Raw genomic sequence first — 22,877 nt, 5'->3', positions numbered from 1 at the left:
GACCCGGACGCCTCCCTGTACGACCTGGGCATGGACTCGCTGGCCCTGCTGGACCTGACCGCGGCGGCGCGCGACCTGTACGGCGTGGAACTGGAGCTGTCCGAACTCGGCCACCGGGTCAGCCTGCGTGACCTCGAGACGCGTCTGCGCGCCCGCGCCGCGCAACCCGCACCCGTCCCCGCGTCCGCATCCCCCGCTGCCGCGCCCGCAGCGGTATCCGAACCCGCGGAAGACGCGGACCAGGCCGGGCAGGCCGGGCAGGTCGGGCTGGAGGTGTGGCAGCGCGGCACCGGCTCCGACGTGCTGTGCCTCGTCCACCCGGTGGGCGGCGACATCCAGCCCTACCGCGCCCTGGTATCGGCCCTCGGCCCCCGCCTGACGGTCTGTCTGATCGCCGACCCGGCGCTGTGTGACCCCTCGGCGCCCTCCTGGACGCTGCCGCGGCGCGCGGCCAGCTACCGTGCCGCGCTGGAGGCGCGCTTCCCGCGTTCCACCTGGCGGCACCGGCTGGCCGGCTGGTCCTTCGGGGGCCTGGTGGCGCTCGGCATGGCGGCCGAGGCGGAGCGCGCGGGCGACCCGGTGGACGGGCTGTACCTGCTCGACCCGACACCGCCCCACGCCGCCGCCCTGTCCGGGGCGTACGACGAGAAACGCGTCGAGGAAGTGGTCGCGGTGGAGTTGCGGGCCGGCCGCCCGGACACCGCGGGGCCGGACGACGCATCGCCGGAAGCCCGCGCCTACGCCCGTCGCCTGGCCCACTGCTGCCGCGCCAACCTCGCCGCGATGGCGGACTACGAGCCGCCGCGGCTGACCGCGACGCCGAGCGTGCTGTGGCTGGCCCGCCGGGCGAGCCCGGGGCTGCCCGCGCCCGAACCGGCGGATGTCCGCGCGAAGGCATGGTGGGACCGGCTGGCTGGACCGACCAGCCTGTGTCACCTGATGGACACCACGCACTACGGCATCGTCCGGGCGCTCCATGTGCGGCGGATCGCCGGCGTCCTCGACGCCGGACTGCCTCCCGTCGGCGGCCGCGCGGAGCCCGTGCCCCGGTAGGACGCCACGGCGTACCCGCGCCCCGGCCACCACCGCGCCGCGATCCGTCATCACCCTCTGACGTCCCCGCTAGCCACCCGAGTCGCCCCTGTCACCGACCGAGGAGAAGACCTTGCACCCGTCCGCGCGGCGGCCGACGGACGGGTTCCGGTGCGGCCAGGCAGGGACGCACGAGCGGCATGTCGCCCTGGCGTACACCGTCGTGCCGTTCGTACGTGGTCACGACTGCACGGAACTCTTCAGTTCGTCGATGAGGAGCGGGGTCAGCGTCGTGGCCGCCCGCTCGGCGAACAGGGTCATCTCGTAGGCCAGGGTGCCCAGGCCGGCGGACTTGTGGGCGACGACGCCGAGCACGCATCCCGCGCCGATCACCGTCACCAGCAGGTAGCCGCCGGAGAAGTCGATGATGACCTTGTCCAGGGTGCCGAGGTCGCGGTTGGCGGCGGCGCCGAAGGAGAGACTGGTGATACCCGAGATCACCGCGGCCAGACGGTCCGCCTCCGCCCGGTCGGTCAGCCGCGAACCGGCGAGCAGCAGGCCGTCGGAGGAGACGGCGACGACCTCGCGGACACCGGCCGTCTGCGTGGCGAAGTGCTCCAGGAGCCAGTTGAAGTCGTCGACCGCGGAACTCCGCAGCGGCTGATGGTCGTAGTGCGTGCTCATGGCGTCTCCCGGACGGTCTGAACGGTCTGGACGGGTTCAAAGGCAGCGGGCGGGTGCGGGCGGGCCGAGGCCTCGGTGCGGGCTCGCGCGACACCGGACTCGAAGCTCTCCAGGAGCGAGCGGACGGCCTCGGCGCTCGCACCCGGCGTCCGCGCGACGGAGGAGGCCGCGGGGGCGGCGGGGGAGACCGCGAGGCTCGCGCCCGGGACCCGGCGAACGAGCGCGGGCGTGGTTTTGGCCGGAGGCGTCGTGGGCGACACCGCGCCGTCGGACGGTTCGTCACCGAACGCGGACCAGGGCTGGAAACGCTGCAACTGGGCGATCTCCCTGCGCAGGTCGTCGAGGAAGTGTTCCAGCGGGCCGGTCCGGGGCGGGCCGTCGGCGCCGCCCGCGGCCGGCGCGGGAGGGCCGGCGGGTCCGCTCGTCGTGCCGGCGGCCTCCTCGGCCCTGCGCGTCCTGGCCCGGCGCACCCCGGCCTCGAACTGCTCGGCCAGCCGTCGGATGGCCTCCGGGTCGGGGCCGGAATTCCAGGGATCGGACGGTCCCGCGGCGGGCCGTGCCACCGCCGGCCCGCCCCCGTGCGCCTGGGGAACGCGGCCGGTCAGCGGCGGCGAGGAGGGGGACGAAGGCGGCAGCGGCACGAGATCCTGCATGGGCATGGGCATGGGCATGGGCGCGGGCACGGGCGGCAGGCTCACCGCCGCACCGGACGGGACGGGCGGCGAGGCCGGCACACCCGAGGTCACCGCCCTCGGCGCGGTGTCGGGAGTGCCGAGCCGCGCGCCGCGTACGAACTGGGTGTGCGGCACGGTCACCCAGGCCACCAGTCCGCCCTCGACGCCCGCCTCCAGGTGCACCGCGATGCCCGTACGACGGGCCAGCCGCCCCACGACGAACAGCCCGAGGGTGTCCGTGGGCACCAGGTCGAGCCGCTCGCGGCTGCGGATGCGGGCGTTGCTCTCCGCCAGGAGCCCGGGCGTCATGCCGACGCCCCGGTCCTTCACGGTGACGAGGCAACCCGCCGATACGCGGGTGACGGACACCTCCACCGAGGTGTGCGGCGGCGAGAACGACAGGGCGTTCTCCAGCAGCTCCGCGACGATCGACATCAGCGGTGTGGCCGTACCGGGTGCCAGCATCACGTCCGTCAGGGCGTGCAGCCGGACGCGGTGGAAGTCCTCGACCTCGCCGAGCGCCGAGCGCACGGCGTGCAAGACCGACACCGGCTGGTCGAGGTCGTAGTCCTCCCTCTCGCCGGAGAGCACCACCAGGTTGGCGGCGCTGCGGCGCAGCCGGGTGGTCAGGTGGTCCAGGGCGTACAGCCTCTCCAGCAGGTCCTTGTCGGTCCCGTCCCGTTCGAGGTCGTCGATCATCGCCAGCTGCCGGCTCACGAGGTTGAGCGTGCGGCGGCCCACGCCGGCGAACATCGCCGCCACGTTCTGCTGGCCGGCCTGCTGCCGGCGGACCAGCTCGTAGGCGCCGTTCTGCACCCGGTCGACGGTGGTGGACAGCGCGCCGATCTCGTCGGACCGGTTCAGCGTGACGGAGGGCAGGTCGTCCAGGGGTTCGGCCGCGTCGTCGTCGGCGATCCGCAGCAGTTCGCGCTCCGCGGTGTCGGCGGCCCGACCGGTGGCCTCTGTCAGCAGCCGCAGCGGTACCGCGATCGACCGGCCCACGCGATGGCTGAGGAGGACGACCGAGACCAGCACCAGCAGCAGGAGCCCGCCCAGCAGCGTCGCCGCGGTCACGGCCGACCGGGCGTTGGCGGTGGCGACGGCTTCGGTGTCGCGGGCGATGGTGTGCTGGACCAGCAGGCGCAGTTCCGCCTGGAGCCGGAAGGCGTTGGCCGCTCCCTCCAGCAGCCGGGCGCGCTCGGCCTCCGGCAGCCTGCCCTCCCGCGTGCCCGCGCGGATCCGGTCGGCGAAGGCGCGGGCCCGCACGGCGACCGACCCGGAGGAGAGGATGCGCGACAGCCGTATGTGCTCGGGACCGGCGATCCGCTGGAAGCGCGCCGCCCAGACGGCTTGCAGGTTCTGCTGCGCGGCAGCGTCCGACCGCGCGCCCGCGGTGCCCTCCCCGGTGGCGAGCGAGGCCAGCAGCGCGGTGTCGGCGCTGTTGCCCGCGGCGTCGCTGCGCAGCAGTGCGTCCAGGGCGCTCTGCCGGTTCATGTCGGCGGCGCTGCCCTCGCGGTGCGACCACAGGCGCAAGGAGTCCAGCAGCGCGCCGGCGGACTCGTCGTAGCGCCGGGCCGCCTCGCCGGCGTCGACGGAGCGCGCCATGACCTCCGCCCGCAGGCCGCTCAGCCCGGCGACGGCGTCCAGTGCCGCGTCCACCTCGGCCGGATGGGGCCCCTGGGAACGGGCGTCGTCGAGTTGCGCGTCGACGGCGCCGGTCTGGGCGAGGAAGTGGCCGGTGGAGGCCGACCGCGCGGCGAGGTGGGCCACGGCGAGCAGTTGCTCCCGCTGGAGCTGTTCGAGCACCTGGCTGACGGCCCCGGCGCGGCGCATGACCTCGGCCGTACGGTCGGACTGTTCGACCACGGTGAGGCGCTGCCCGGCCATGGGCACGCTGAGCAGCAGGAGCGCGGCGAGGGGCACCAGGACGAGCAGGTGCAGTTTGTGCCGGACCAGCAGCCTAGGGCGCGACACGGCTCATCCTCCCCTTTCGCGGTAGCCCGCCGTCCGCGGTCACGGTGTCCGCGCTCCCGGACGTTCCGGACCGCGGCGGTGCGTGCGGTACGTGCGGTCCATCCGGAGCGCGCGGCGCCTCGCCGCGGTCCGGCGCGCCGGTGCCGTGCGGGGCGGGCGCGCGCCGCGCCCACCGTGACAGGAGCACCAGCAGGACCACGGCGACGGCCCCCGCCCCGGCGCCGAGCCCGGTGGCGGTCCACCGGTCCCGCTCGGCCGCCCGCCAGCCGTCGTCGGCCATACCCGACAGGTGCGTGAGACCGGTGCGGGCCAGGTCCAGCGCCGCGGCCCGGCCGTGTTCCTGGGCGGCCGCGAGCGCGCCGATGTCCCGGACGGCGGCGGGATCGGGGTCCAGACTCTGGATCGGCGCCATCGCGAGGGTCGTGCCCGCCAGCCGGTCCATGCTGGCCATCAGGGCGGGGCCCAAGCGCCGGTCACCGGTCAGCGACAGCGCCTGGTGCAGTACGTGCGCGGTGTCCGCGCTGATCCGGCCGAGCACGGAACGGGCCGTACCCGCCGCGATCGAGGCCGGCCGGGACTCCGGTGCCGCCTTCGCCAGCCGACTGAGGTCGACCATGCGCCCGGACGCGACCGTCAGCAGCGGCAGGCGCCGGGTCAGGGCGTCCGCCAGGTAGTACTGGTCGAGCCGTGCGGAGAGCATCAGCCCGCTGTCCTCGCCCACCTCGCTCATGAGCAGGACCGTCAGATCGACGGCCTCGGACCAGGCGGCGTAGGCCTGGGGGCCGGTCGCGGACGACCCGGCGAGCCGTTCGACGCGCTTGCCCAGCTCGTCCCACGACCGCGCGGCGGACAACGAGGAGCCGGCCAGGGTACTGCCGTCGACCGCTGCCGTGGCACGGCGTATCGGGGCCCGGTCGGGCCGGTCCCCGGCGACGGCCGCGGACTGGGCGGACGTCAGGACGGACAACAGTTCCTGCAGAGCGCCGAGTTGCCCGATGCCGCGGTCCTGCCTGGTCGTGATGTCCCGCCGCGTACCGGAGTGTTCCCACAGCCGCGACGCCAGGAGTGCGGACGGCAGTACGAGGAGAGCGACGAGCGACAGGACGATCAGGCACCGCCCGGGGCGCCGGCCGCCCGCGGGCCCGGGGGAGAGGACGTCGAAGCTGTTCATGGCCCATTTCGCCGAACGGTCGGTGGAAGACGGTGCCGTACTCGCCTGCTCGCCCCGGGTGGCACCCCTGTGCCGCCCGAGGCGGGGTCTCCAGCTCGGAGAAGCCCGCATGCCTGCCCCTTCGCCTGGGAGTCGGATGGTCGGGCCCAGGCCGCCGTTGCTTCTCTACGGCCGCTTCTCCACTCGGGTTCAGCGTGGGGCGGTGTGATCCGGTCCGTCTTCGGACCGCCGCGAGAACCGCCGGCCCGGGGGCGCGGGGGAGGCGGGCGGCGGGGTGTCGGGCGCGGTGGTCATGATGTCGCGCAGGAAGTCCTCGACGCCGCGCGCGGGGTACGGGCCCGGCGCCGGCTCGTCGAGGGCGCGGAAGCCCAGGACCACGTTGTGGCCGCCGAAACCGAAGGAGTTGTTCAGCGCGACGACCGGGCCGTCGGGCAGGGGGCGCGGCGACGAGGACAGAAGGGCGGGGTCGATCCCGTCCTCCAGGTCGGTGACGTTGATGGTCGGCGGCGCGGTGCGGTGGTGCAGCGCGAGCACGGTGGCCACCGTCTCCACACCGCCCGCCCCGCCCAGCAGGTGTCCCGTCATGGACTTCGTCGCGGACACGGCGACCTGGTGCAGGTGCCGGTCCAGCACCTGCTCCAGCGCCCTGATCTCTGCCACGTCGCCCTGCGGTGTCGACGTCGCGTGGGCATTGACGTGGACCACCTCGGACGGCGATATGCCGCCGCTCACCAGCAGTTGCCGCAGGGCGGCGGCAACCCCCCGCCCGGTCGGCTCCGGCTGGGCGATGTGGTGGCTGTCGGAGGACAGGCCCTGACCGAGCGCCTCGCAGTACGCCCGCGCGCCGCGCCGCTCGGCGTGCTCCGCGCTCTCCACCACGACCACGCCGGCGCCCTCGCCGAGGACGAAGCCGTCCCGGCCCTTGTCGTACGGGCGCGAGGCGGTCGCCGGGTCGTCGTTGCGCCGTGACATCGCCCGCATGTTCCCGAACGCGGCGAGGTTCAGCGGCACGACGCACGCTTCCGTGCCGCCGGCGACGACGACGTCCGCGCGGCCCGTACGCACCATGTCGATGGCGTGGCCGACTGCCTCCGCGCCCGACGCGCAGGCGCTCACCACGGTGTGGACACCCGCCTGCGCACCGAGGTCCAGACCGATCTGTGCCGCCGGGCTGTTCGGCATCAGCATCGGCACGGTCATCGGCGACACCCCGCGCGCCCCCCGCTCGCGCAGCACGTCATGCTGGTCCAGCAGGGTGGACACGCCGCCGACGCCGGTGCCCATCACCACCGCCAGCCGGTCGGCCCGCACCGCGCTCGGGTCCGCCCCGCCGGCCGGGCCCGCGAAGCCGGCGTCCGCCCAGGCCTCGCGTGCGGCGATCAACGCGAACTGGCTGGCCCGGTCCAGTCGGCGTGCCACGTGCCGGGTCAGCACGTCCGAGGGGTCCACCGCGGCGGGCGCCGCGATCCGCACCGGCAGATCGGCGGCCCATTCGTGCTCCAGGGCGACCACTCCCGACCGTCCGGCGAGCAGTTGCTTCCAGGTCGACTGCGCGTCGCCGGCCAGGGGCGTGGTTGCCCCGGCACCGGTAACGACGACGCGGCGAAGGGCTGGGAGGGTCGGCCTCGCGGCCATGGGCGACTCCGGACTCGCTCGGGGGGATGGCGGTCGGGTGAAGGGCTTGGTGTCGGGGCGGGCGGACACCGTGGCGGTCGAGGCCGGGACGCGCGGCGCGGGGGCGGCGCTTGGGCTGCCCCGGACGATCGTGGAATCCGTTCCGGCACCGGAACGGCGCGCCTCGCTGCGCCCCGGCGCACGGCCCGACGGATATCGGGGTTGTGGGGCATGGGCGGACCGGGCTCGCCGCGTGACTGTCCAACCCGGGGCTCACCCGGTCCACCCGGAGCAACGGCGCCGCGCCATCGCCGGTTCACCTCCCTGACGTGGCGTAGGACACAGGCCGCCGGGCCGCTCACATCCCCTGAACCGCCTCGATCGACATGCCGTTGTGGGGATGACGACTCGGTGCCCGCACGTCGGTGGTCACTCCGACGAGTGGAGCGTCGCGATGGCTTGAGGAGAAAGCGATGGCGGAGAACGTGGTGCCGGAGAGCCACGCCGGACAGCGACGGGCCCTGTTGGCCCGCATAGAGAGCCGGGAGGCGGACATCGGCGCCTATCTCCTGCGCGCCCGGCGCCGGCGCGACCGGTTGTCGCTGACGGGTGTGGTGACCGGAGCGGTGGTGGCCCTGGCCACCGCGGGACCCGCGGTGGGCGGACAGGACTTCGCGACGACCGTAGGTGACACGCTCGCCGGCGGCGGTGGCTCGGTCGTCTGGCAGGTGCTGTGCGTGGTGGCGCTCGTCGCCTCCGTCCTCGGCGTGGTCGCCGCCGGGCTGCAGCGGGCGGACGACGTGGCAGGCAAGGTGTCGGCGGCCGAAGCCTGCGCGGCCGAACTCGACGCGCTCGCCATCGCCGTCTCCTTTCAGGGGATGCCGGTCGAAGAGGCCGCCGGGAGGTACTGGCGCATCACCGCGAGGATCCCGTTCGTGGCGGAGACCTGACCTCTGCACGGCCCGGGACGCACGGCGTGCGACGCGCACCCCGCAAGGCCTACTACGCGGGCCCGGGGCGGCGCCGCCGAGGGCGTCGGCCGCTTCCGCTCCCTACGACGCGGAAAGGCCGTACCGGGTTCAACCACCAGGGCCGGGGTGCGCACGGCCACCGCCACCGCCGCCACCGCCTCCTCCCGTTTCCCGCGACTACGTGGCCGAGCACCCGCCGGTTCGGTCCGCCCGATCACCGCGACCCGTCACCCGGCGGTCCGGGCCGGTACATAATCCGTGGATCACTGCGCGGCACACCCGAGCCCTCAGACGGGCCGACGGACAGGAGCGGCATGAAGTCACTGACCTTCACCGGCAAGGGACGGCTGAGCTGGAGCGACGGGCCGCAGCCCCGCATCCAGCAACCCCACGAGGCGATCGTCGCGCCGGTCGCGGCCACCACCTGCGACCTGGACCGGGCCATCATCGCCGGACACACGCCATTTCAGGGGCCGTTCGCGCTCGGGCACGAGTGTGTGGCCCGGGTCGTCGAACTCGGCTCGAACGACGAGGGCCTATCCGTCGGCGACCACGTCGTCGTCCCGTGGCACATCGCGTGCGGCAGCTGCGCTCTGTGCGAGGCGGGCCGCCCCTCCCTGTGCTCCCGCACCCCCGCCTACGCCATGTTCGGGATACCGCTCGGCGGCGAGTGGGGCGGGATGTTCTCCGAGCTGCTGGTCGTCCCCTGGGCGCGCACCACCCTGACCCGGCTGCCCGAAGGCGTCACCGCGGCCGCCGCCGCGGCGGCTTCGGACAGCCTCACCGACGCGTACGGCGCGGTCCGGGCGGGACTGCGGGACCGCCCCGGACAGCCGGTGCTGGTGGCCGGAGGCCTGACGCACGGGCTCTACGCGTGCGCGTTCGCGGTGGCGCTGGGCAGCTCCGACGTCGTGTACGCCGACTCCGACGCCCGTCGGCGGGCGATCGCCGAGTCGTACGGCGCGCGGACCGTCGAGGACGCCGGGGACCTGGACGCCGGGGCGTTCCCGGTGACCGTCGACGCCTCGGCAAACCCCCGCGGGCTCACGGCCGCACTGCGCGCGACCGCTCCCGGCGGTCACTGCCACAGCGTCGGCATCTACTTCGAACCGGCGAAGGTGCCCCTGATGTCCATGTACATGGACGCCGTCACCTTCACCACCGGCCGGCCGGACATCACCCCGCACCTGCCGGCCGTACTCTCCCTGCTGGCCTCCGGACAGGTCGACCCCACGCGCGTCTACAGCGACACCCTGGCCTACGAGGACCTGCCCCAGGCCCTCCTCGCCCTCCCGGCGAAGCCGCTGGTGCTCTTCGACTGAACGCGGAGATCCGCCCCCGGCCATCGAACCGGCAGGGGCATCTCGGCCGTAGTCCCTCATGACACGCGTCCGTTCGGGTGTCCGGCCGGTCGGTCGAGGTGCGAGCAAGGAGAACACTTCACACATGTCCAAGCACACGGTGAGGACGGCCGCCCGCTCGAGGAGCGTACGCGCACTGCTGGGCGCGGTGACCGCTGTTGCCCTGACGGCGGGACTGTTCACTTCGTCGGCGAGCGCGGCACCGGTGGCGGGGGCCGACACCGTCTCGGCAGCGGCGGTCCCCGCGGGCATTAGGTTCAGGATTGTGAACCAAGCCGAGGACAGGTGCGCCAGCCACGAGCGGGCCATCCTCGGCAACTTCGTCCCCTCGCTCGCGAAGTCCGTGTGCCCGGGCGATTCCACCGTCTGGCTGCAGGGGAGCGGCAACAGCATCCGGCACCCCGCCACTGAGCGACAGGTGGGCAACGGGACGCACTTCTGCCTGGACTCCGACGGGAGCCAACGGGTCTACGTCGAGCCCTGCAACGGTGGCAACTACCAGAAGTGGACCCGCTACTCGGAAGGGTTCATCAAGAACTGGGCGACCAAGCAGTGCCTGGACATCGACGACGACCTCTTCGGCGAGTTGTACACCCGTGAGTGCCTGAAGCACGAAGCGCAGAAGTGGGACTACGAGCTGGTGTGACCCCCGCCTGACCATCCATGGCGGCACCCGTGCCGCCATGGATGGCGACCCCTCCGGCCCCCGTTGGCCCACTACGCGCGTTCCGGAAAGGAAACGCCAGGAGACCGGGACGAGAGCATGTACGGGACGCGATTCAGTCCGGAAGAGAAGAAGTACCACCTGCTGCGCTGGGCGTCCGGGTGGAGCGGCGGTGAGCGGGGCGAAAGCATGTGGTCCTACGCCCTGCGGCTGGGCGGGTCACACGCCCTCCTGAACGGGTGGGCGAAGAACCCGAACCTGCTGCAGGCGCTGACCCCCGAAGAACGCCGCATGCTGGAGACGGCGCGCCGGAGGGCGAGCTGCGCCGGGCGCACCAGGCCGCAGCGGTCTCGGATCGCCGCGGGTCCCCCCGCACGTACGGCGGAGTAGGAGCGAGCTGCCCGAGCCCCTGGGCCGTACGTGCCGTGTCATTGCGCCGCGCGTGGCAGGACCGCCGACGCCGGCAGGCGCAGCGTGAAGACCGAACCCACTCCCAGGGTGCTGGTGACGGTGATGGTGCCCCCGTGTGCCCGCGCCAGTTGAAGGGCGATGGCGAGACCCAGTCCGCTGCCCCCGGCGTGCCGCGTACGTGACTTCTCGGCCCGCCAGAAGCGTTCGAACAGCCGGGGAATGTCGTCGGGTTCGATGCCGCTGCCGGTGTCGGCCACCTCCACGAACACCTCGGCGCCGTAGGTGCGGGCTGTCAGCCGGACGCTTCCGCCGGGTCCGGTGTGCCGTACGGCGTTGGACACGAGGTTGCCGACGGCCTGCCGCAGCCTGACCGGATCGGCGAGCAGGAGGATGTCCCGCTCCCCGCCGGCCGACAGCGCCACGCCCGCGGCGTCGGCGGCGGCCCGGTGGGCGGCGGTGACGTGCTGGAGCACGTCGCCCAGGCGCACGGCCTCGGGGTGCAGGGTCAGCTTCTCCGCGTCGGCCGCCGCCAGGTCCTGGAGGTCGTCGATGATGTGCTGGAGCAGCAGCGCCTCCTCCAGCAGCGACGACACCAGGGCCGGGCTCGCCGTGGTGATGCCGTCCTCGGTCGCCTCCAGCCAGCTGCGGATGTTCGTCAGCGGCGTGCGCAGTTCATGGGCGACGTCGCTCACCATGACCTTGCGCTGCTCCTCCATGCGCGCACGGCGTTCGGAGAGGTCGTTGAACGCCTGCGTGAGGTGACCGATCTCGTCCTGCGTCCGCACCCGCACCCGCGGCTGATCACCGCTCGGGTCGTGGGCGGCGTCGGTCAGCGCGCGCAGAGGACGGATCAGCCGGTGGGCCAGCACGGCGGTGACGCCGACGGTGAGGAGGAGGACCAGTCCGGTCACCGCCGCGACGCGGACGGCGTTCTGCGTGGTGAGGTGGAACCGGGCGGCCTCGGTCCGCCCGGACGTGCCGAGATACAGGTGCGCGGCGGGAGCCACGTAGGGGCGCAGTTGCGCCCGGCGCTGTTCGGCGATGCACTGCTCGATCACCGGAACCCGCGCCTCGGGCAGCTTGGTGCTCCAGGAGAAGCCCGGCCGGATCTCGACCGCGTACTCGCTCTCGATGGACAGGTCGGGGATCCGTTGCTCCAGGCAGGCGGCGACCAGGGCGTTGAGTTGCGCGAGCGGCCGGCGTTCGGTGGCCGTGGGCTCCAGGGCGAGGAAGCAGGGGTCGAAGGCGGGCATGTTCACGTTCGCGCTGCCCAGGAAGACGGACGGCCGGCCGCTCGGATGGTCGACGCGCTCGGCGCGCAGGCCGTAGCCGCGCAGGCAGGCGACGCGCTTGTCGGTGTGCCGGCGCAGTTCCGCGCGTTCGGCGGGGGTCAGCCGGTAGGGCCCCGTCGCGCGCGCGTCGATGGTGTCCGAGCCCGTGAGGGCGGTGTCGGCCGGCCGTAGCCCGGTGCCGACGTGCAGCGGGTCGATGACGGCGGCGGGCCGGGGAAGCGCCGCGGCCGGGGGCGCGGCCGAGTCCGCGAACGGCCGGGCGCCCTCGAAGCCCAGCGCGATCCGGCGGCCGGTACGCCGCGACAGGTCACGGACGACGGGTTCCACCGACGTCCAGTCCGGGTGCGTGGCCGCGTACTCCAGCAGCCGGTCGTAGACGGTGGCGTCGTCGGCGAGGACCTGGCCGTGCTCCTTCTCGATGGCCCGGGTGGTCGTCTGCACCGCCAGCCAGGCGGTGGCGCCGGTGGAACACGCGGCGATGAGGACGGAGGTGAGCATGAGGCGGGCCAGCAGGCTCTTGCGGAGGGGGACGCCGCGCGGGGGGCGGCCGGATACTCGGTGACCGAGGCCGCGGTCCGCGGGCCTGTGGTCTCCCGGTCTGTCACGGCGTCGCACGGTCGTCTTCCCGTGCCGCCCGGAAGGGGATGTCCGCGAGTTTGTACCCCACCCCGTACACGGTCATCAGGAGCTTCGGGCGCCCGGGGTCGGCCTCGATCTTCTTGCGCAGGTTTCCCATGTGGACGTCGATGACGCGGGCGCTGATGTACCGGTCCGTGCCCTTCGTGAGGTCGAGCAGTTGCCGACGGGTGAAGACGCGGCCGGGCTGACCCGCCAGTACGGCCAGGAGACCGAACTCCCCCGGCGTGCAGGAGACCGGCCGGCCCTCAAGGAGGACTTCGTGACGTACGGGGTCGACGACCAGGGGCCCGACACGCAGGACATGCGTGTCCGGGGCCGCGGGGCCGCGGGGCCGGCGCAGCAGGGTGCGGATGCGGGCCATCAGCTCCCGAGGGCTGTACGGCTTGGTCATGTAGTCGTCGGCACCGAGGTCGAGTCCTCGCAGGAGGTCCTCCTCGGTGGAACGGGCGGTCAGCATCAGCACCGGCAGGTCCGTCTCGTGCCTCAGGATCCGGCACACCTGGAGGCCGTCGAGGCCCGGCAGCATGACATCGAGGACCAGCAGGTCGGGCCGGAGGCGGCGGACCTCTTCGAGTGCCGCGTACCCACTGTGCACCTCCGTCGCCGTGTGGCCGGCGTGCTCGAGGTACTGACGGATCACCGCGGACTGTTTCCTGTCGTCTTCGGCGATCAGGACGTGGGAGCACATGTCCCGACCCTAAACGGCCCGCCGATGGGCGAGACAGGACCTTGTCACCTGCTTGTTCAGTTCTTCACAACCGTGTTCCAGGCTCCCTGGCATGCCGAAACACCTCACCGCCGCGCGCTCGTCCCAGCCGGTGCGCCCGCCCTTCACCGCACTCCTCCTCGGGGCTGCCGCGCTCGTCCTCGTGACGGGCTGCGGCGGCTCCGGCTCGTCGGACGAGGACGGCAAGGAATCCGACGTCGCCTCGATCGGCGAGTCCGCCCGGCCCGAGAAGTCACCGGCAGGCGGGAAGACGAATGACGAACCCGGCGTCCAGCTCCGGTTGGACACCTCGGAGGAGGAGCACCAGCGCATCAGCAACGCCTGGGCCGCCTGTCTGAAGAAGGAGGGTGTGCCCACCTACGAGAAGGGCGGCTGGGTCTTCCCCCAGTGGGAGGACCCGGCGATGCCGAAGGCGACGAAGGCCTGTGCGGAGCTGAAGCCCATCAACCCCCCGGAGAAGGACCCCGACAAGAACCCGAACTACCTTGACGACTTCCGCGAGTCCATCCGGTGCATGAACGAACGGGGCCTCAAGGTCAAGGGCATGCCGGACGGCAGCGGCTGGAACTACGTGGGCGAGCCGCCTCCCGACCACGAGAAGATCCAGGCCGACTGCGAACTGGAGGCATTCGGCGATGAGTAGGCGGCGCGCCGCGGCCGTGGACGGCGAACGCGCACCCGCCGGGCGCCGGCGGCTGCTGCTCGTCGCCGGCGCCCTGACGCTCGCCTGCGCCACGGCGGGCCTGGCCGGATGGGCGGTGCGCGGCGACGCTGCCGCCACCCGGGCGGAGAAGCAGGCGAAGGTCAGCACGGTGGCGGTCGTCAGGACCGACCTGTCCACCGACACCGAGCGGAGCGGAACCCTCGGGTACGGCACCCCGCGCACCGTCCAGGGCGTGAAGAGCGGCAGGATCACCTGGCTGCCGGACCAGGGCGCCACGGTCGAACGCAACGAACAGCTCTACCGGGTCGACGACGCGCCGGTGGTCGTCCTGTACGGCGACACACCGCTGTTCCGCCGCCTGGACACGGTGGGCCTGGTGGGCACCGACATCAAGGTCGTCGCGGACAACCTGCGCGCCCTCGGCTACGACATCGGCACCCAGCCGGCCGTGGGGACGACCGTCACCAGGAACCCCACCCCCTTCACCGAAACGGCGCCGTCCGGCAGTGCCTCGCCGGAGCCGGAGCCGAGCGGTGAACCTCCCGCCGGCGGCGACGCGGACGCCGGCGCCCCCAACGGCGACGGCGAGCCACCCGCCGCCGGTCAGGAGGCGGCGCCCTCGCGCACCAGGGTGCAGCAGGGCGACGGTGTCCTCACCTCCGAGCTGGTCGCCGCGATCAGGCGCTGGCAGCGGGACCGGGGTGCGGACGCGACCGGTGTGCTGGACGCGGGCGACGCCTACGTGGCCGAGGACGCCGTACGGGTCGGTGCCCTGAAGGTCCAGTCGGGGGCCGACGCCGCGAGTGAGGTGATGCAGGTGACCTCCACCGGCAAGTCCGTGTCCGTGCCGGTGGATGCCGACGAGGTCGGCACGGTGAAGCGGGGCGACAAGGTCCAGGTCGTCATGCCGGACCAGACGACCGCTCCTGGCACGGTGTCCGTTGTCTCCAGCGTTGTGCTGGACCCGGCGGGCTCCGGCGCGGAAGGTCCGAGCGGTCCTCCCCAGGTGGTCGTCACCGTCTCGCTCGACGACGCCGACACAGGCATGGCGGCGAGCGTCGACGCGGCGACGGTCCAGGTCCGCTTCACCGGCGCCTCGGCGAAGGACGTCCTGGCCGTACCGGTCGGCTCCCTGCTCGCACTGTCCGAGGGCGGCTACGCGGTCCAGGTGGCGAACGGCGGACCGCTGCTGGCCGTCGAGACGGGCCTGTTCACCAAGGGCATGGTCGAGGTCACCGGGAAGGGCGTGAAGGAAGGCGTCAAGGTGGTGACCACCTCATGAGCGCGCCGCCCACCGCCGCGCCCGTGCTGGCCGTCCGCGAAGCAAGCGTCGTCTACCCCGGCGGTGTCCGAGCGCTGGACGCCGTCTCCCTGGTCATCGACGAAGGCGAACTGACGGCAATTGTTGGCCCCTCCGGGTCCGGCAAGTCGACGCTGCTCAACATCATGGGCACCCTGGACCGTCCGACGCACGGCACGGTCGAGATCGGCGGCCAGGACATCGCCGCCCTGTCCGACCGCAGGCTGTCGGCGCTGCGCGCCGGATGGCTCGGGTTCGTCTTCCAGCAGTTCCATCTCAACGACGGGCTCAGCGCGGCGGAGAACGTGGCGACCGGCCTGCTCTACGCGGGAGTGAGCCGCCGCAGACGCCGCCCGCTGGCCCTTCAGGCCCTGGATCGCGTCGGTCTGGGACACCGGGTCGACCACCTGCCCCACCAGCTCTCCGGCGGTGAACGGCAGAGGGTCGCCATCGCCCGCGCCCTCGTCAACGCCCCGTCACTGGTCCTCGCCGACGAGCCCACCGGCGCCCTGGACACCGCCAACGGCCAGGCGATCCTGGAACTGCTGACGGAGCTGAACCGAGAAGGCACCACCATCGCGATCATCACCCACGACCGGGACATCGCCGCCCGCCTGCCCCGCCGGGTCGAGATCCTGGACGGCCGGATCGTCGCGGACACCAAAGGGCTGGTGACGGCATGACCGAGACGCCGACCCGGCCGCAGCCCCCCGGCCGGAACACGAGGAGGGCATCCCGCGCACGCACCCGCCCGGCCCGGCTGGCGCCGCTCGACCTGCTGGGCCTCGGGCTGCTCGGCATCCGCACCCGCAAGATGCGGGCGGCCCTGTCCGCCCTCGGCATCTCCATCGGCATCGCCACCCTGATCGTCGTCACCGGCATCCCCGCCTCCAGCCAGAAGGCGCTGATGGAGGAACTGGACGCCCTCGGCACCAATGTCCTGGAGGCGGTGGCGCCGGCCGACACCCGGGACGCGGCCCCGCTGCCCAAGGAGGCGCTCGCCATGATCGACCGCGTCGGTCCGGTCACGGGCAGCAGCGCGGTCGCCAACACCCATGCCACCGTCCACCGCTCCGACCGCGTCGACCGCAACGAGTTCAGCGGCCTCACCGTGCTCGCCGCCCAGCGCGACCTGCTGAAGACGGTCAACGGCTCCGTCCGCTCGGGGAAGTTCCTCGATCCGGCCACCGATGCGCTGCCCACGGCCGTCCTGGGCTCCACCGCCGCGGAACGGCTCGGCTTCGACGCCCTGCGGCCCGGCGCCCCCGCTCCGCAGATCTACGTCGGCGAACGCTGGTTCACGGTCATCGGCATCCTTGACCCGGTCCCCCTCGCCGACGACCTCGACCGCTCGGTCCTGGTCGGCTGGCGGGCGGCGGCCGACCAGCTCGACTTCGACGGCCACCCCACCGTGATCTACGTGACGGCCCGGGACGACGCCGTCGAGGACGTCCGCGCGGTCCTGCCCGCCACCATCAACCCGCAGTTGCCCGGCATGGTCCAGATCAGCCGGCCCTCCGACGCCCTGGCCGCGAAGCGAGCCACCGAGGGCACCTTCTCGGCGCTCTTCCTCGGGCTTGCGGGGGTCGCCCTGCTCGTGGGCGGCATCGGAGTCGCCAACACCATGTTCATCTCCATCCTGGAACGCCGGCGCGAGATAGGTCTGCGCCGGGCACTGGGCGCCACGCGGGGCCAGATCAGAACCCAGTTCCTGACCGAGTCCGTCGCGCTCTCCCTCCTCGGGGGAGCGGCCGGGACGGTCCTGGGACTGCTCGGGGTCGTCGGCTACGCCGCCCTGCAGGGCTGGCCGCTGGTCGTGCCGCCTGCCGCGGTCGGCGGAGGGCTGGCCGGGGCCGTCGTCGTGGGCATGGCGGCCGGTGTCTACCCGTCGGTCCGCGCCGCCCGGCTGACCCCTACGGAGGCACTGGCGGCCACCTGAGGCTCAGGCAGGAGGCGGCGGAAATCCGCGCGGAGGACACTGAGCCGCCTCGCCCCCCATCGGCCTCCTACACCAGGCCGAACCGCCGGTCCTCGTCCCCGGATTCGCCGAACCGCAGGGGCGTGCGCGGCGTAGTCAGCCGGGACAGGGTGATCCACTGCTACGAAGGCAGGACTCATGACCTTTTCCGGTGACGACTGGCAGTCGATGAGCTACGACGACTGGGGCGACCTGGAACAGGTGCGCCACCGGCTGGCCCGGGGCGAGGACCCGAACACCCTCCCCGACGGCGAACCACCCCTGGTGCGGGCGGCGGCGGCCGGTAACCCCGAGGTGGTGGCGGAGCTCGTCCGCCTCGTCGACGACGTGGACGCCAGGGGCGAGGAGTGGCCGTTCACGCCGTTGCTCGCCGCGGTGTTCGAGAAGCACGCGGCCGCGGCGCGCGTCCTCGCCGAGGCCGGCGCGGACCCCTGGCGGAAGGTGCTCGGCTCCTGGTCACCGGGCCGGCTGAGCCTGGCCGGCCCCGCCCCCGACCTGTTCGAGGTGCCGGGCTGGGAACAGGGACTCACCTGGCTGGAGCGCACGGCGGCCGCCGAGGCCCGGCGCATCAACGTCGCGCTGGCGTCCTACCGGCCGGACGACGGCACCGCACTGGCCTGCGTCGCCGGCATCGACGCCGCCGAGGCCGCCCGGCGCCTTCGTGCCGAGTCGCTGACGGACACCGGCCCCGGGTCCCGGCTCGCCGCGTTCCTCGAGTCCGACTACGACCGGCCGGACGAGGAACTGGAACTCACCGTCGCCGTCACCGACGTACCCGGCGGCTGCGTGGTCATCCAGCAGTGGGGGCATCTCCCCGCCGATGACGCGGTCCTTGTCCCCCTGACCAAGGGCACCTTCGGCTACGGCTACTACCTCAATCCCAAGGGGGGCGAGCACGGAATGGTGATGCGGGACGGGGTCTTCGTACGCCAGGAGGAGGTGGGCGACTGGTGTTTCAGCCTTGAACTCCCCGACGAGGACGACGACGAGGGGTACGAGGACCACGAGGCCCTGGCACAAGTCGACCTGGACCTTTTCAACCACTACGTCTTCGACCACTCGGCGGCCTACGCCTGCGCCATGGCGGGCTTGCGTCCCGCCGACGCGCGTGCCTTCACCGGGGCGCCCGACCGCTGGCTGCGCCTGACCTTCTGACCGGCCGCGGCGGACCCGGCCGCCCCGCACGGGTGACGCCGGGTCCGAGAAGCACCGGCCGAGGACCGAACCCCTTCCCCGGTCCGCGCGTGTAAGCGGTGAACCAACCGGTAACCACGCAGTCGGAAGGGCCCGAACCTCATGAGCGCACGTAGATCCCGCAGGAGCACCGGAGCGGAGACGGCACTGGGCGCGGCCCTCGCCTTCGCCGTGGGTGCGGGCCTCCTTGCCGTCACGACGCCTTCGCACACCGCCGCTGCCGCCGCGCCCGCGAAGATCAGCAGCGTCGTCCCGGTCTCCTCGGCGCACCGCGTCTCCACGGTCTACACCGTTACGGTCAACGGCCAGAAGGTCCCGGTCAACGGTTACGACGTCTACGACTACGCCCAGTTCTCCATGTCCTCCGGCCCCGCCACCGTCGTGGTGACGCGCAAGGACGGCACGAAGGTCGCCAAGTCGTACATCAGCCCGCAGAAGCAGGGCTACAAGGCCAGACACAGCGGCGCCACGGCCACCTTCACCCTGCGCGGCGCCGAGTACCTCATCGTCAAGCTGGACGGTCTGCGCAAGCTGGTGATCGCCGCCGACCCCGCCGAGACGGACAAGCCCGCGTCCACGGGCACCGGCGTCTTCAATGTCACGAAGGCCCCCTACGGCGCGGACGCCACCGGCGCGACACCCAGCACCGCGGCCCTCCAGAAGGCACTCGACGCGGCGTCGGCATACGGCTCGAAGGTCGGCAACCCGCGCGGCGTCGTCTACGTCCCGCGCGGCCTGTACCCGGTCGGCAACCTGACCATCAGGAGCAACACGGCCGTCTACCTCGAGCCCGGCGCCGTCCTGCGCGTCGTCGCCGACAAGTCCCTGTACCGCGTCGACGCCCACAAAACCTCGCAGCGGCGCGACCTGACCTGGTGGATCCGAACCGCCACCGGCTCGAACAACATCAAGATGTACGGCCGCGGCACCCTCGACGGCAACGGCATGGCCGCGACCAAGGCGGGCTTCGGCATGAACGTCCTGGTGCCGATGGCCACCAGCGACTTCACCCTGGACGGCCTCACCATCCGCGAGGGCGCCTCCTGGTCGGTCATGCCAGTGCGCTCGGACCGCCTCACCTTCACCAACATGAAGGTCTACAACCGCTTCGACATGGGCGAGAACGACGCCTTCGACGCGGTGGAGTCCCAACGCGTCACCGTCCGCCGCGGCATCGGTATCAGCCTCGACGACCCGTACTCGACCAAGACCTGGCCCAAGAACCTGGGCATCACCAAGAACTGGCCCGGCGAGCCGGAGAAGGTCTCCGACGTCACCTTCGACGGACTGCTGTCGTGGACCTACTGCTACGGGTTCAAGGTCGGCCAGGGCGTCGTCGCCGACCAGGACAGGGTCACCTTCAAGAACAGCGTCGTCTACGACGCCTCGATCGGCATCGGAATCCACCACCAGGCCGGCAAGGGCGTGGCGAGGAACGTCACCTTCTCCAACATCGACATCGAGCGGCTCACCTACAAGCTCGACAAGCGCCAGACGTGGATCAGTTTCGACATCGGCGACCAGTACAACGACGGCGCCGGTCCGATCGACTCCCCCCTGGTCAGCCACATCAAGGTCCGCGCCAAGGGCTCGACCCCCGGCACCCTGAAGGGCTTCAGCGCCACCTCCGACATCCGCGGCCTCACGCTGGACTCGGTGAAGATGCCCGGCGCGACCACCTACGCCAGGACCCTCCGGGAGATGAACATTACTGAGGTCACGCACACCCGCGAGCCCCGCGTCATCTGGGACCGGTGACCCTGGCCGCCGTCCCGGCTGTGCCCAGGGAGCGGAGCCGCGACGGCAAGGGCCCGGCACGCCGAAGCATGCCGGGCCCGGACAGCCGGACGGGTCAGCGGCCGAGGTCGAACGCCAGCAGCTGCGTGCCGTCCTGCGACTCCACCATGAGTCGGGCGATGTCCTGCGGTGCCAGTGAACTGCTGCCCCGCACCGCGCCGTCCGCGGCGCCCGGCACCCCGTCGGGCACCGACCAGTGCGCGACGGTCTCGCTCGCCCCGGACACCGCCACGGCGACGAGACGGCACCGGAGCGGACGGCGCGACGCCCCGAGGAGTGAGGGGCCCAGCGAGAACGGCGACAGGCTGATTTCCGACCCCCACGGGACGGCCCGGACCCCCACGGGGGCGGATGGGTCCTTCACGTGTCCGTCCGCGCAGTGGCCTCCGTCCGCGTAGACAGGGGCGGCGTGCCGGTCACGGCGGCCGCCCGGACCGGCGCGAAGGCCTCCCGCCGAGAGCGCTCCGGCCGCGAACGCGACGGCCATGGCCAGCGACGGGAGAGGCACCGGTGCCCTACGTACCGGCTTCCCGGCCGGCGCTGGCCCGTCCTCCGGGGTGGCCAAGGGGTGGGCGGCGTGCCGGCGGACAGCGCGCAGCGCGCGCTCCGGGTCGGGCCGCGGCGGTCCGCCGTCCGGTTCAAGGGGGACCGTCGTGGCCAGCAGGTCCCTCAGCCCGCGCAGTTCCTCGCGCTCCCGGCCGCATGGCGGGCACCCGTCCAAATGGGCGGTACGCGCCGCCTTCTCCGGTTCGGCCCTCCCCGTCAGCATCTCGGCCGCCAGATCGATCTTCACCTGCTCGCAGTTCATCGTTCACTTCCTGCACCTGTGGGTCCCGCGCTCCGTCTCCTACAACGTGCGGACCCACGCGGCAGTTCACTGATGTCCCGCACGCTATGGAGCGCGGATGTAGCCGAGAGTGAGACGGAGCGGCGCGGGACCGCCCGCGGACCGGGGTCAGCCCGGCTCGTGGCCGCGTGCGGCCAGAGCCTTCTTGAGGGCCCGCAGGGCGTAGTACGAGCGCGACTTGACGGTGCCCGGGGGGATGCCGAGGTGGTGGGAGACCTGGGCGACGCTGCACTCCAGGTAGTACATGAGCCGGATGATCTCCCGGTGCTGCTCGCTGAGGTCGCCGAGGGCCTGGGTGACGACGTGCGAAGTGAGCAGGCGCTCGACGGAGTCGTCGGCGGCGGTGGCGTTCTCCAAGGTGTCCAGGGAGAGGTTCTCGGGGGGCCGGATGTTGCGGGCGCGCCGGTGGTCGATGACCAGGTTCTTGACGACCGTGAACATCCAAGGGCGCGCCTCGGCGACGTTGAGGCCCAGGGTGGAGGCGTGCTTCCAGGCCCGCAGGGAAGCCTCCTGGAGGATGTCCTCCGCGCGGTGCCAGTCGCCGCCCAGCAGGCGTGCGGCGTAGCGCAGGAGCAGTGCACCGTGCTCGGCGTAAAGGCGGCGGATGAAGTCCTCGCCGCTGACGCACAGAAGGTCGTCAGGGCCGCTGGGTGCGGGAGGTGTGGCAGTGGTGGTGGCTGAGCCCGGCAGGAGCTCCGTGGTCCGCCTCATGGTGTGGCGTCCTCATCCGTGATCAGTGTGTTCCGTGGCAGAACCACACTGATGGGCCGGACTTGGACGAACCTTGTCGCAACCTTGCCGCTCACCGCCGGACCGAAGTCCCGGGGGCCGCGCGAGTGCCGTCGGCCCAGTGATACCCCTGTGAATTCCCGTCAATCCTCCTGAGCGTCACCGCTGTTGGCCGACCGGGCGCTCAAGCGGCCCTAGGCAGTCGCGCCATGCCAGCCCTGGTCTTCTCGTACTCGGCACGCAGGGCACGCGCCGTGCCCTCCCGGCCCAGCCGTCGCAGCAGTCCAAGGCGCAGTTCCCTGCGCTGCGGGGGCGTCGTCGCGCCCCAGATGCCGTCGTACGCGAGTGTCGGGTTGTCCAGGGCCCAGATCAGGCAGGGACGCACGAGCGGACAGCGCCCGCACAGCGCGGTGGCGGCGAGGACCTCGGGGCTGCCCGCCTGGTACTGCTCGAGGAAGAAGGCGTCGGAGGCGGTGGCACACGCCTCGGCACCGGTCGTGAACGGCATGGGCACCGACTGCAGGGTCTTCATGTGGTGGGTCTCACTCCTGTGGCACTGCCGGTGGCCGTACCGCCTACCGCACGACGGTGCGGCGCGTGGTCACCGGCTTCTTCGCGGCACAGGGAACTACGGCCGCGGACGGCCGGCGGTTCGGCTGTTCCGCCCGCTGCGGCGGCCCGGCCTCCCGGCCGCGTCGTCCGCTCCCACCTCCCACCGGCCGGCGAGTCCTCTCCACCCTCGGATAGAGCCCGGGTTCCTGCCGACGGGCGACGCCGCGACCCGTGGCGAAGGAGACGCTTGAGTCATGCCGAGCACGACGGCACCGACACCGCGCCGGGAGGCGCCCCAGCAGGAGGACAGGACGACATGACCGAGACACGGCGCAGCAAGCAGACCATCACCGCACGGATCGCGGGCAACAGGATCAGCCAGGGCTACCTGGTGCTCGTCGCCGCGACGATGGCATGGGCGGTCCTCGACGGCGTACTGCGGCAGCACGCCGACGGCTCCTTCGCGGCCGTGTGGCCCCTGCTCCTGACCGCGCCCACCAGCCTGCCGGTGCTCTTCCTCCCGCTGGGCGAGGGAGCGGCCGCGATGGCGCTGTACGGCGCGGTGGTCCCGGCCGCGGCCCTGTTCCACGCGTACCTGATCG

Annotated in this window: 20 protein-coding genes and 1 pseudogene; 12 read left to right on the top strand and 9 right to left on the bottom strand. The window is 72.7% G+C overall.

Annotated features, from left to right (window positions below; translation table 11 throughout):
- Nucleotides 1-1,053, top strand: a 1,053-nt coding sequence (locus M8H82_RS35240) for a thioesterase domain-containing protein (RefSeq protein WP_250079621.1), incomplete at its 5' end; no start/stop codon positions are given.
- Nucleotides 1,054-1,272: 219 nt separating this feature from the next.
- Here the strand turns inward: M8H82_RS35240 and M8H82_RS35235 are convergent.
- The 4 genes and pseudogenes from M8H82_RS35235 to M8H82_RS35220 all read right to left on the bottom strand — a co-directional run.
- Complete coding sequence (locus M8H82_RS35235; RefSeq protein WP_250079620.1) at nt 1,273-1,716, bottom strand: roadblock/LC7 domain-containing protein; 444 nt, start codon at nt 1,714-1,716, stop codon at nt 1,273-1,275.
- The gene (locus M8H82_RS35230) at nt 1,713-4,364 is read right to left on the bottom strand and encodes an ATP-binding protein (RefSeq protein WP_250079618.1); all 2,652 of its coding nucleotides are present in this window, start codon (nt 4,362-4,364) and stop codon (nt 1,713-1,715) included. Before M8H82_RS35230 ends, M8H82_RS35235 begins: the two co-directional genes overlap by 4 nt.
- Nucleotides 4,351-5,535, bottom strand: coding sequence for a hypothetical protein (locus tag M8H82_RS35225; protein WP_250079616.1), 1,185 nt, complete (start codon nt 5,533-5,535; stop codon nt 4,351-4,353). The genes M8H82_RS35230 and M8H82_RS35225 overlap by 14 nt, the downstream gene beginning before the upstream one ends.
- A gap of 354 nt (nt 5,536-5,889) precedes the next feature.
- Nucleotides 5,890-7,170: pseudogene (locus M8H82_RS35220) on the bottom strand (beta-ketoacyl synthase); the annotation flags it as partial.
- Nucleotides 7,171-7,622: 452 nt separating this feature from the next.
- On the opposite strand from M8H82_RS35220, the gene M8H82_RS35215 reads away from it, so the two are divergent.
- The 4 genes from M8H82_RS35215 (at nt 7,623) to M8H82_RS35200 (ending at nt 10,535) form a co-directional block, all read left to right on the top strand.
- Nucleotides 7,623-8,099 carry a hypothetical protein gene (locus tag M8H82_RS35215; RefSeq protein ID WP_250079613.1) on the top strand — a complete coding sequence of 159 codons (477 nt, stop codon included), beginning with the start codon at nt 7,623-7,625 and terminating at the stop codon, nt 8,097-8,099.
- Between the two features lie 335 nt (nt 8,100-8,434).
- Nucleotides 8,435-9,442 carry a zinc-binding dehydrogenase gene (locus tag M8H82_RS35210; protein WP_250079611.1) on the top strand — a complete coding sequence of 336 codons (1,008 nt, stop codon included), beginning with the start codon at nt 8,435-8,437 and terminating at the stop codon, nt 9,440-9,442.
- 124 nt (nt 9,443-9,566) lie between these two features.
- Entirely contained in the window at nt 9,567-10,127 is a 561-nt protein-coding gene (locus M8H82_RS35205; protein WP_250079609.1) for an RICIN domain-containing protein, read from the top strand.
- A gap of 117 nt (nt 10,128-10,244) precedes the next feature.
- Entirely contained in the window at nt 10,245-10,535 is a 291-nt protein-coding gene (locus M8H82_RS35200) for a hypothetical protein (protein WP_250079607.1), read from the top strand.
- A gap of 38 nt (nt 10,536-10,573) precedes the next feature.
- On the opposite strand, the gene M8H82_RS35195 is transcribed toward M8H82_RS35200, so the two are convergent.
- The gene (locus M8H82_RS35195; RefSeq protein WP_250079605.1) at nt 10,574-12,346 is read right to left on the bottom strand and encodes a cell wall metabolism sensor histidine kinase WalK; all 1,773 of its coding nucleotides are present in this window, start codon (nt 12,344-12,346) and stop codon (nt 10,574-10,576) included.
- Between the two features lie 103 nt (nt 12,347-12,449).
- On the bottom strand, nt 12,450-13,175 hold the full coding sequence (locus M8H82_RS35190; protein ID WP_250079604.1) for a response regulator transcription factor: 726 nt from the start codon (nt 13,173-13,175) through the stop codon (nt 12,450-12,452).
- Nucleotides 13,176-13,266: 91 nt separating this feature from the next.
- Here M8H82_RS35190 and M8H82_RS35185 point away from each other — a divergent pair, with 91 nt between their 5' ends.
- From M8H82_RS35185 to M8H82_RS35160, 6 genes are all read left to right on the top strand, one after another.
- The gene (locus M8H82_RS35185) at nt 13,267-13,857 is read left to right on the top strand and encodes a hypothetical protein (protein WP_250079602.1); all 591 of its coding nucleotides are present in this window, start codon (nt 13,267-13,269) and stop codon (nt 13,855-13,857) included.
- Nucleotides 13,850-15,160 carry a hypothetical protein gene (locus tag M8H82_RS35180; RefSeq protein ID WP_250079600.1) on the top strand — a complete coding sequence of 437 codons (1,311 nt, stop codon included), beginning with the start codon at nt 13,850-13,852 and terminating at the stop codon, nt 15,158-15,160. Before M8H82_RS35185 ends, M8H82_RS35180 begins: the two co-directional genes overlap by 8 nt.
- A complete protein-coding gene (locus M8H82_RS35175; RefSeq protein ID WP_250079598.1) occupies nt 15,157-15,861 on the top strand; it encodes an ABC transporter ATP-binding protein in 705 nt (234 codons plus the stop codon). The genes M8H82_RS35180 and M8H82_RS35175 overlap by 4 nt, the downstream gene beginning before the upstream one ends.
- Nucleotides 15,858-17,117, top strand: a complete 1,260-nt coding sequence (locus M8H82_RS35170; RefSeq protein WP_250079596.1) for an ABC transporter permease — start codon at nt 15,858-15,860, stop codon at nt 17,115-17,117. The genes M8H82_RS35175 and M8H82_RS35170 overlap by 4 nt, the downstream gene beginning before the upstream one ends.
- 177 nt (nt 17,118-17,294) lie before the next feature.
- Nucleotides 17,295-18,311, top strand: coding sequence for an ankyrin repeat domain-containing protein (locus M8H82_RS35165; protein ID WP_250079594.1), 1,017 nt, complete (start codon nt 17,295-17,297; stop codon nt 18,309-18,311).
- Nucleotides 18,312-18,452: 141 nt separating this feature from the next.
- Nucleotides 18,453-20,108 carry a glycosyl hydrolase family 28-related protein gene (locus M8H82_RS35160; protein WP_250079592.1) on the top strand — a complete coding sequence of 552 codons (1,656 nt, stop codon included), beginning with the start codon at nt 18,453-18,455 and terminating at the stop codon, nt 20,106-20,108.
- 94 nt (nt 20,109-20,202) lie between these two features.
- Here the strand turns inward: M8H82_RS35160 and M8H82_RS35155 are convergent, their stop codons facing one another.
- The 3 genes from M8H82_RS35155 to M8H82_RS35145 form a co-directional block, all read right to left on the bottom strand.
- A complete protein-coding gene (locus M8H82_RS35155; RefSeq protein WP_250079591.1) occupies nt 20,203-20,955 on the bottom strand; it encodes a hypothetical protein in 753 nt (250 codons plus the stop codon).
- Between the two features lie 147 nt (nt 20,956-21,102).
- A complete protein-coding gene (locus M8H82_RS35150; RefSeq protein ID WP_250079588.1) occupies nt 21,103-21,705 on the bottom strand; it encodes a sigma-70 family RNA polymerase sigma factor in 603 nt (200 codons plus the stop codon).
- 202 nt (nt 21,706-21,907) lie between these two features.
- A complete protein-coding gene (locus M8H82_RS35145) occupies nt 21,908-22,255 on the bottom strand; it encodes a WhiB family transcriptional regulator (protein WP_250079587.1) in 348 nt (115 codons plus the stop codon).
- A gap of 336 nt (nt 22,256-22,591) precedes the next feature.
- Between M8H82_RS35145 and M8H82_RS35140 the strand changes: the two genes are divergently transcribed.
- On the top strand, nt 22,592-22,877 hold a 286-nt coding region (locus M8H82_RS35140; RefSeq protein ID WP_250079584.1), incomplete at its 3' end, for an SCO4225 family membrane protein.

The organism is Streptomyces sp. YS415, assembly GCF_023544665.1.
In the GTDB taxonomy this organism is placed as follows: Bacteria; Actinomycetota; Actinomycetes; order Streptomycetales; family Streptomycetaceae; genus Streptomyces.
Note: the sequence above shows the minus strand (reverse complement) of the source record. Positions and strands in the feature narration are given on the sequence as shown.

Coding starts and splice junctions, on each gene's coding strand:
- M8H82_RS35235 (WP_250079620.1), bottom strand. CDS start 1,716: ATGAGCACGCACTACGACCATCAGCCGCTGCGGAGTTCCGCGGTCGAC.
- M8H82_RS35225 (WP_250079616.1), bottom strand. CDS start 5,535: ATGAACAGCTTCGACGTCCTCTCCCCCGGGCCCGCGGGCGGCCGGCGC.
- M8H82_RS35215 (WP_250079613.1), top strand. CDS start 7,623: ATGGCGGAGAACGTGGTGCCGGAGAGCCACGCCGGACAGCGACGGGCC.
- M8H82_RS35210 (WP_250079611.1), top strand. CDS start 8,435: ATGAAGTCACTGACCTTCACCGGCAAGGGACGGCTGAGCTGGAGCGAC.
- M8H82_RS35205 (WP_250079609.1), top strand. CDS start 9,567: ATGTCCAAGCACACGGTGAGGACGGCCGCCCGCTCGAGGAGCGTACGC.
- M8H82_RS35200 (WP_250079607.1), top strand. CDS start 10,245: ATGTACGGGACGCGATTCAGTCCGGAAGAGAAGAAGTACCACCTGCTG.
- M8H82_RS35195 (WP_250079605.1), bottom strand. CDS start 12,346: ATGCTCACCTCCGTCCTCATCGCCGCGTGTTCCACCGGCGCCACCGCC.
- M8H82_RS35190 (WP_250079604.1), bottom strand. CDS start 13,175: ATGTGCTCCCACGTCCTGATCGCCGAAGACGACAGGAAACAGTCCGCG.
- M8H82_RS35185 (WP_250079602.1), top strand. CDS start 13,267: ATGCCGAAACACCTCACCGCCGCGCGCTCGTCCCAGCCGGTGCGCCCG.
- M8H82_RS35180 (WP_250079600.1), top strand. CDS start 13,850: ATGAGTAGGCGGCGCGCCGCGGCCGTGGACGGCGAACGCGCACCCGCC.
- M8H82_RS35175 (WP_250079598.1), top strand. CDS start 15,157: ATGAGCGCGCCGCCCACCGCCGCGCCCGTGCTGGCCGTCCGCGAAGCA.
- M8H82_RS35170 (WP_250079596.1), top strand. CDS start 15,858: ATGACCGAGACGCCGACCCGGCCGCAGCCCCCCGGCCGGAACACGAGG.
- M8H82_RS35165 (WP_250079594.1), top strand. CDS start 17,295: ATGACCTTTTCCGGTGACGACTGGCAGTCGATGAGCTACGACGACTGG.
- M8H82_RS35160 (WP_250079592.1), top strand. CDS start 18,453: ATGAGCGCACGTAGATCCCGCAGGAGCACCGGAGCGGAGACGGCACTG.
- M8H82_RS35155 (WP_250079591.1), bottom strand. CDS start 20,955: ATGAACTGCGAGCAGGTGAAGATCGATCTGGCGGCCGAGATGCTGACG.
- M8H82_RS35150 (WP_250079588.1), bottom strand. CDS start 21,705: ATGAGGCGGACCACGGAGCTCCTGCCGGGCTCAGCCACCACCACTGCC.
- M8H82_RS35145 (WP_250079587.1), bottom strand. CDS start 22,255: ATGAAGACCCTGCAGTCGGTGCCCATGCCGTTCACGACCGGTGCCGAG.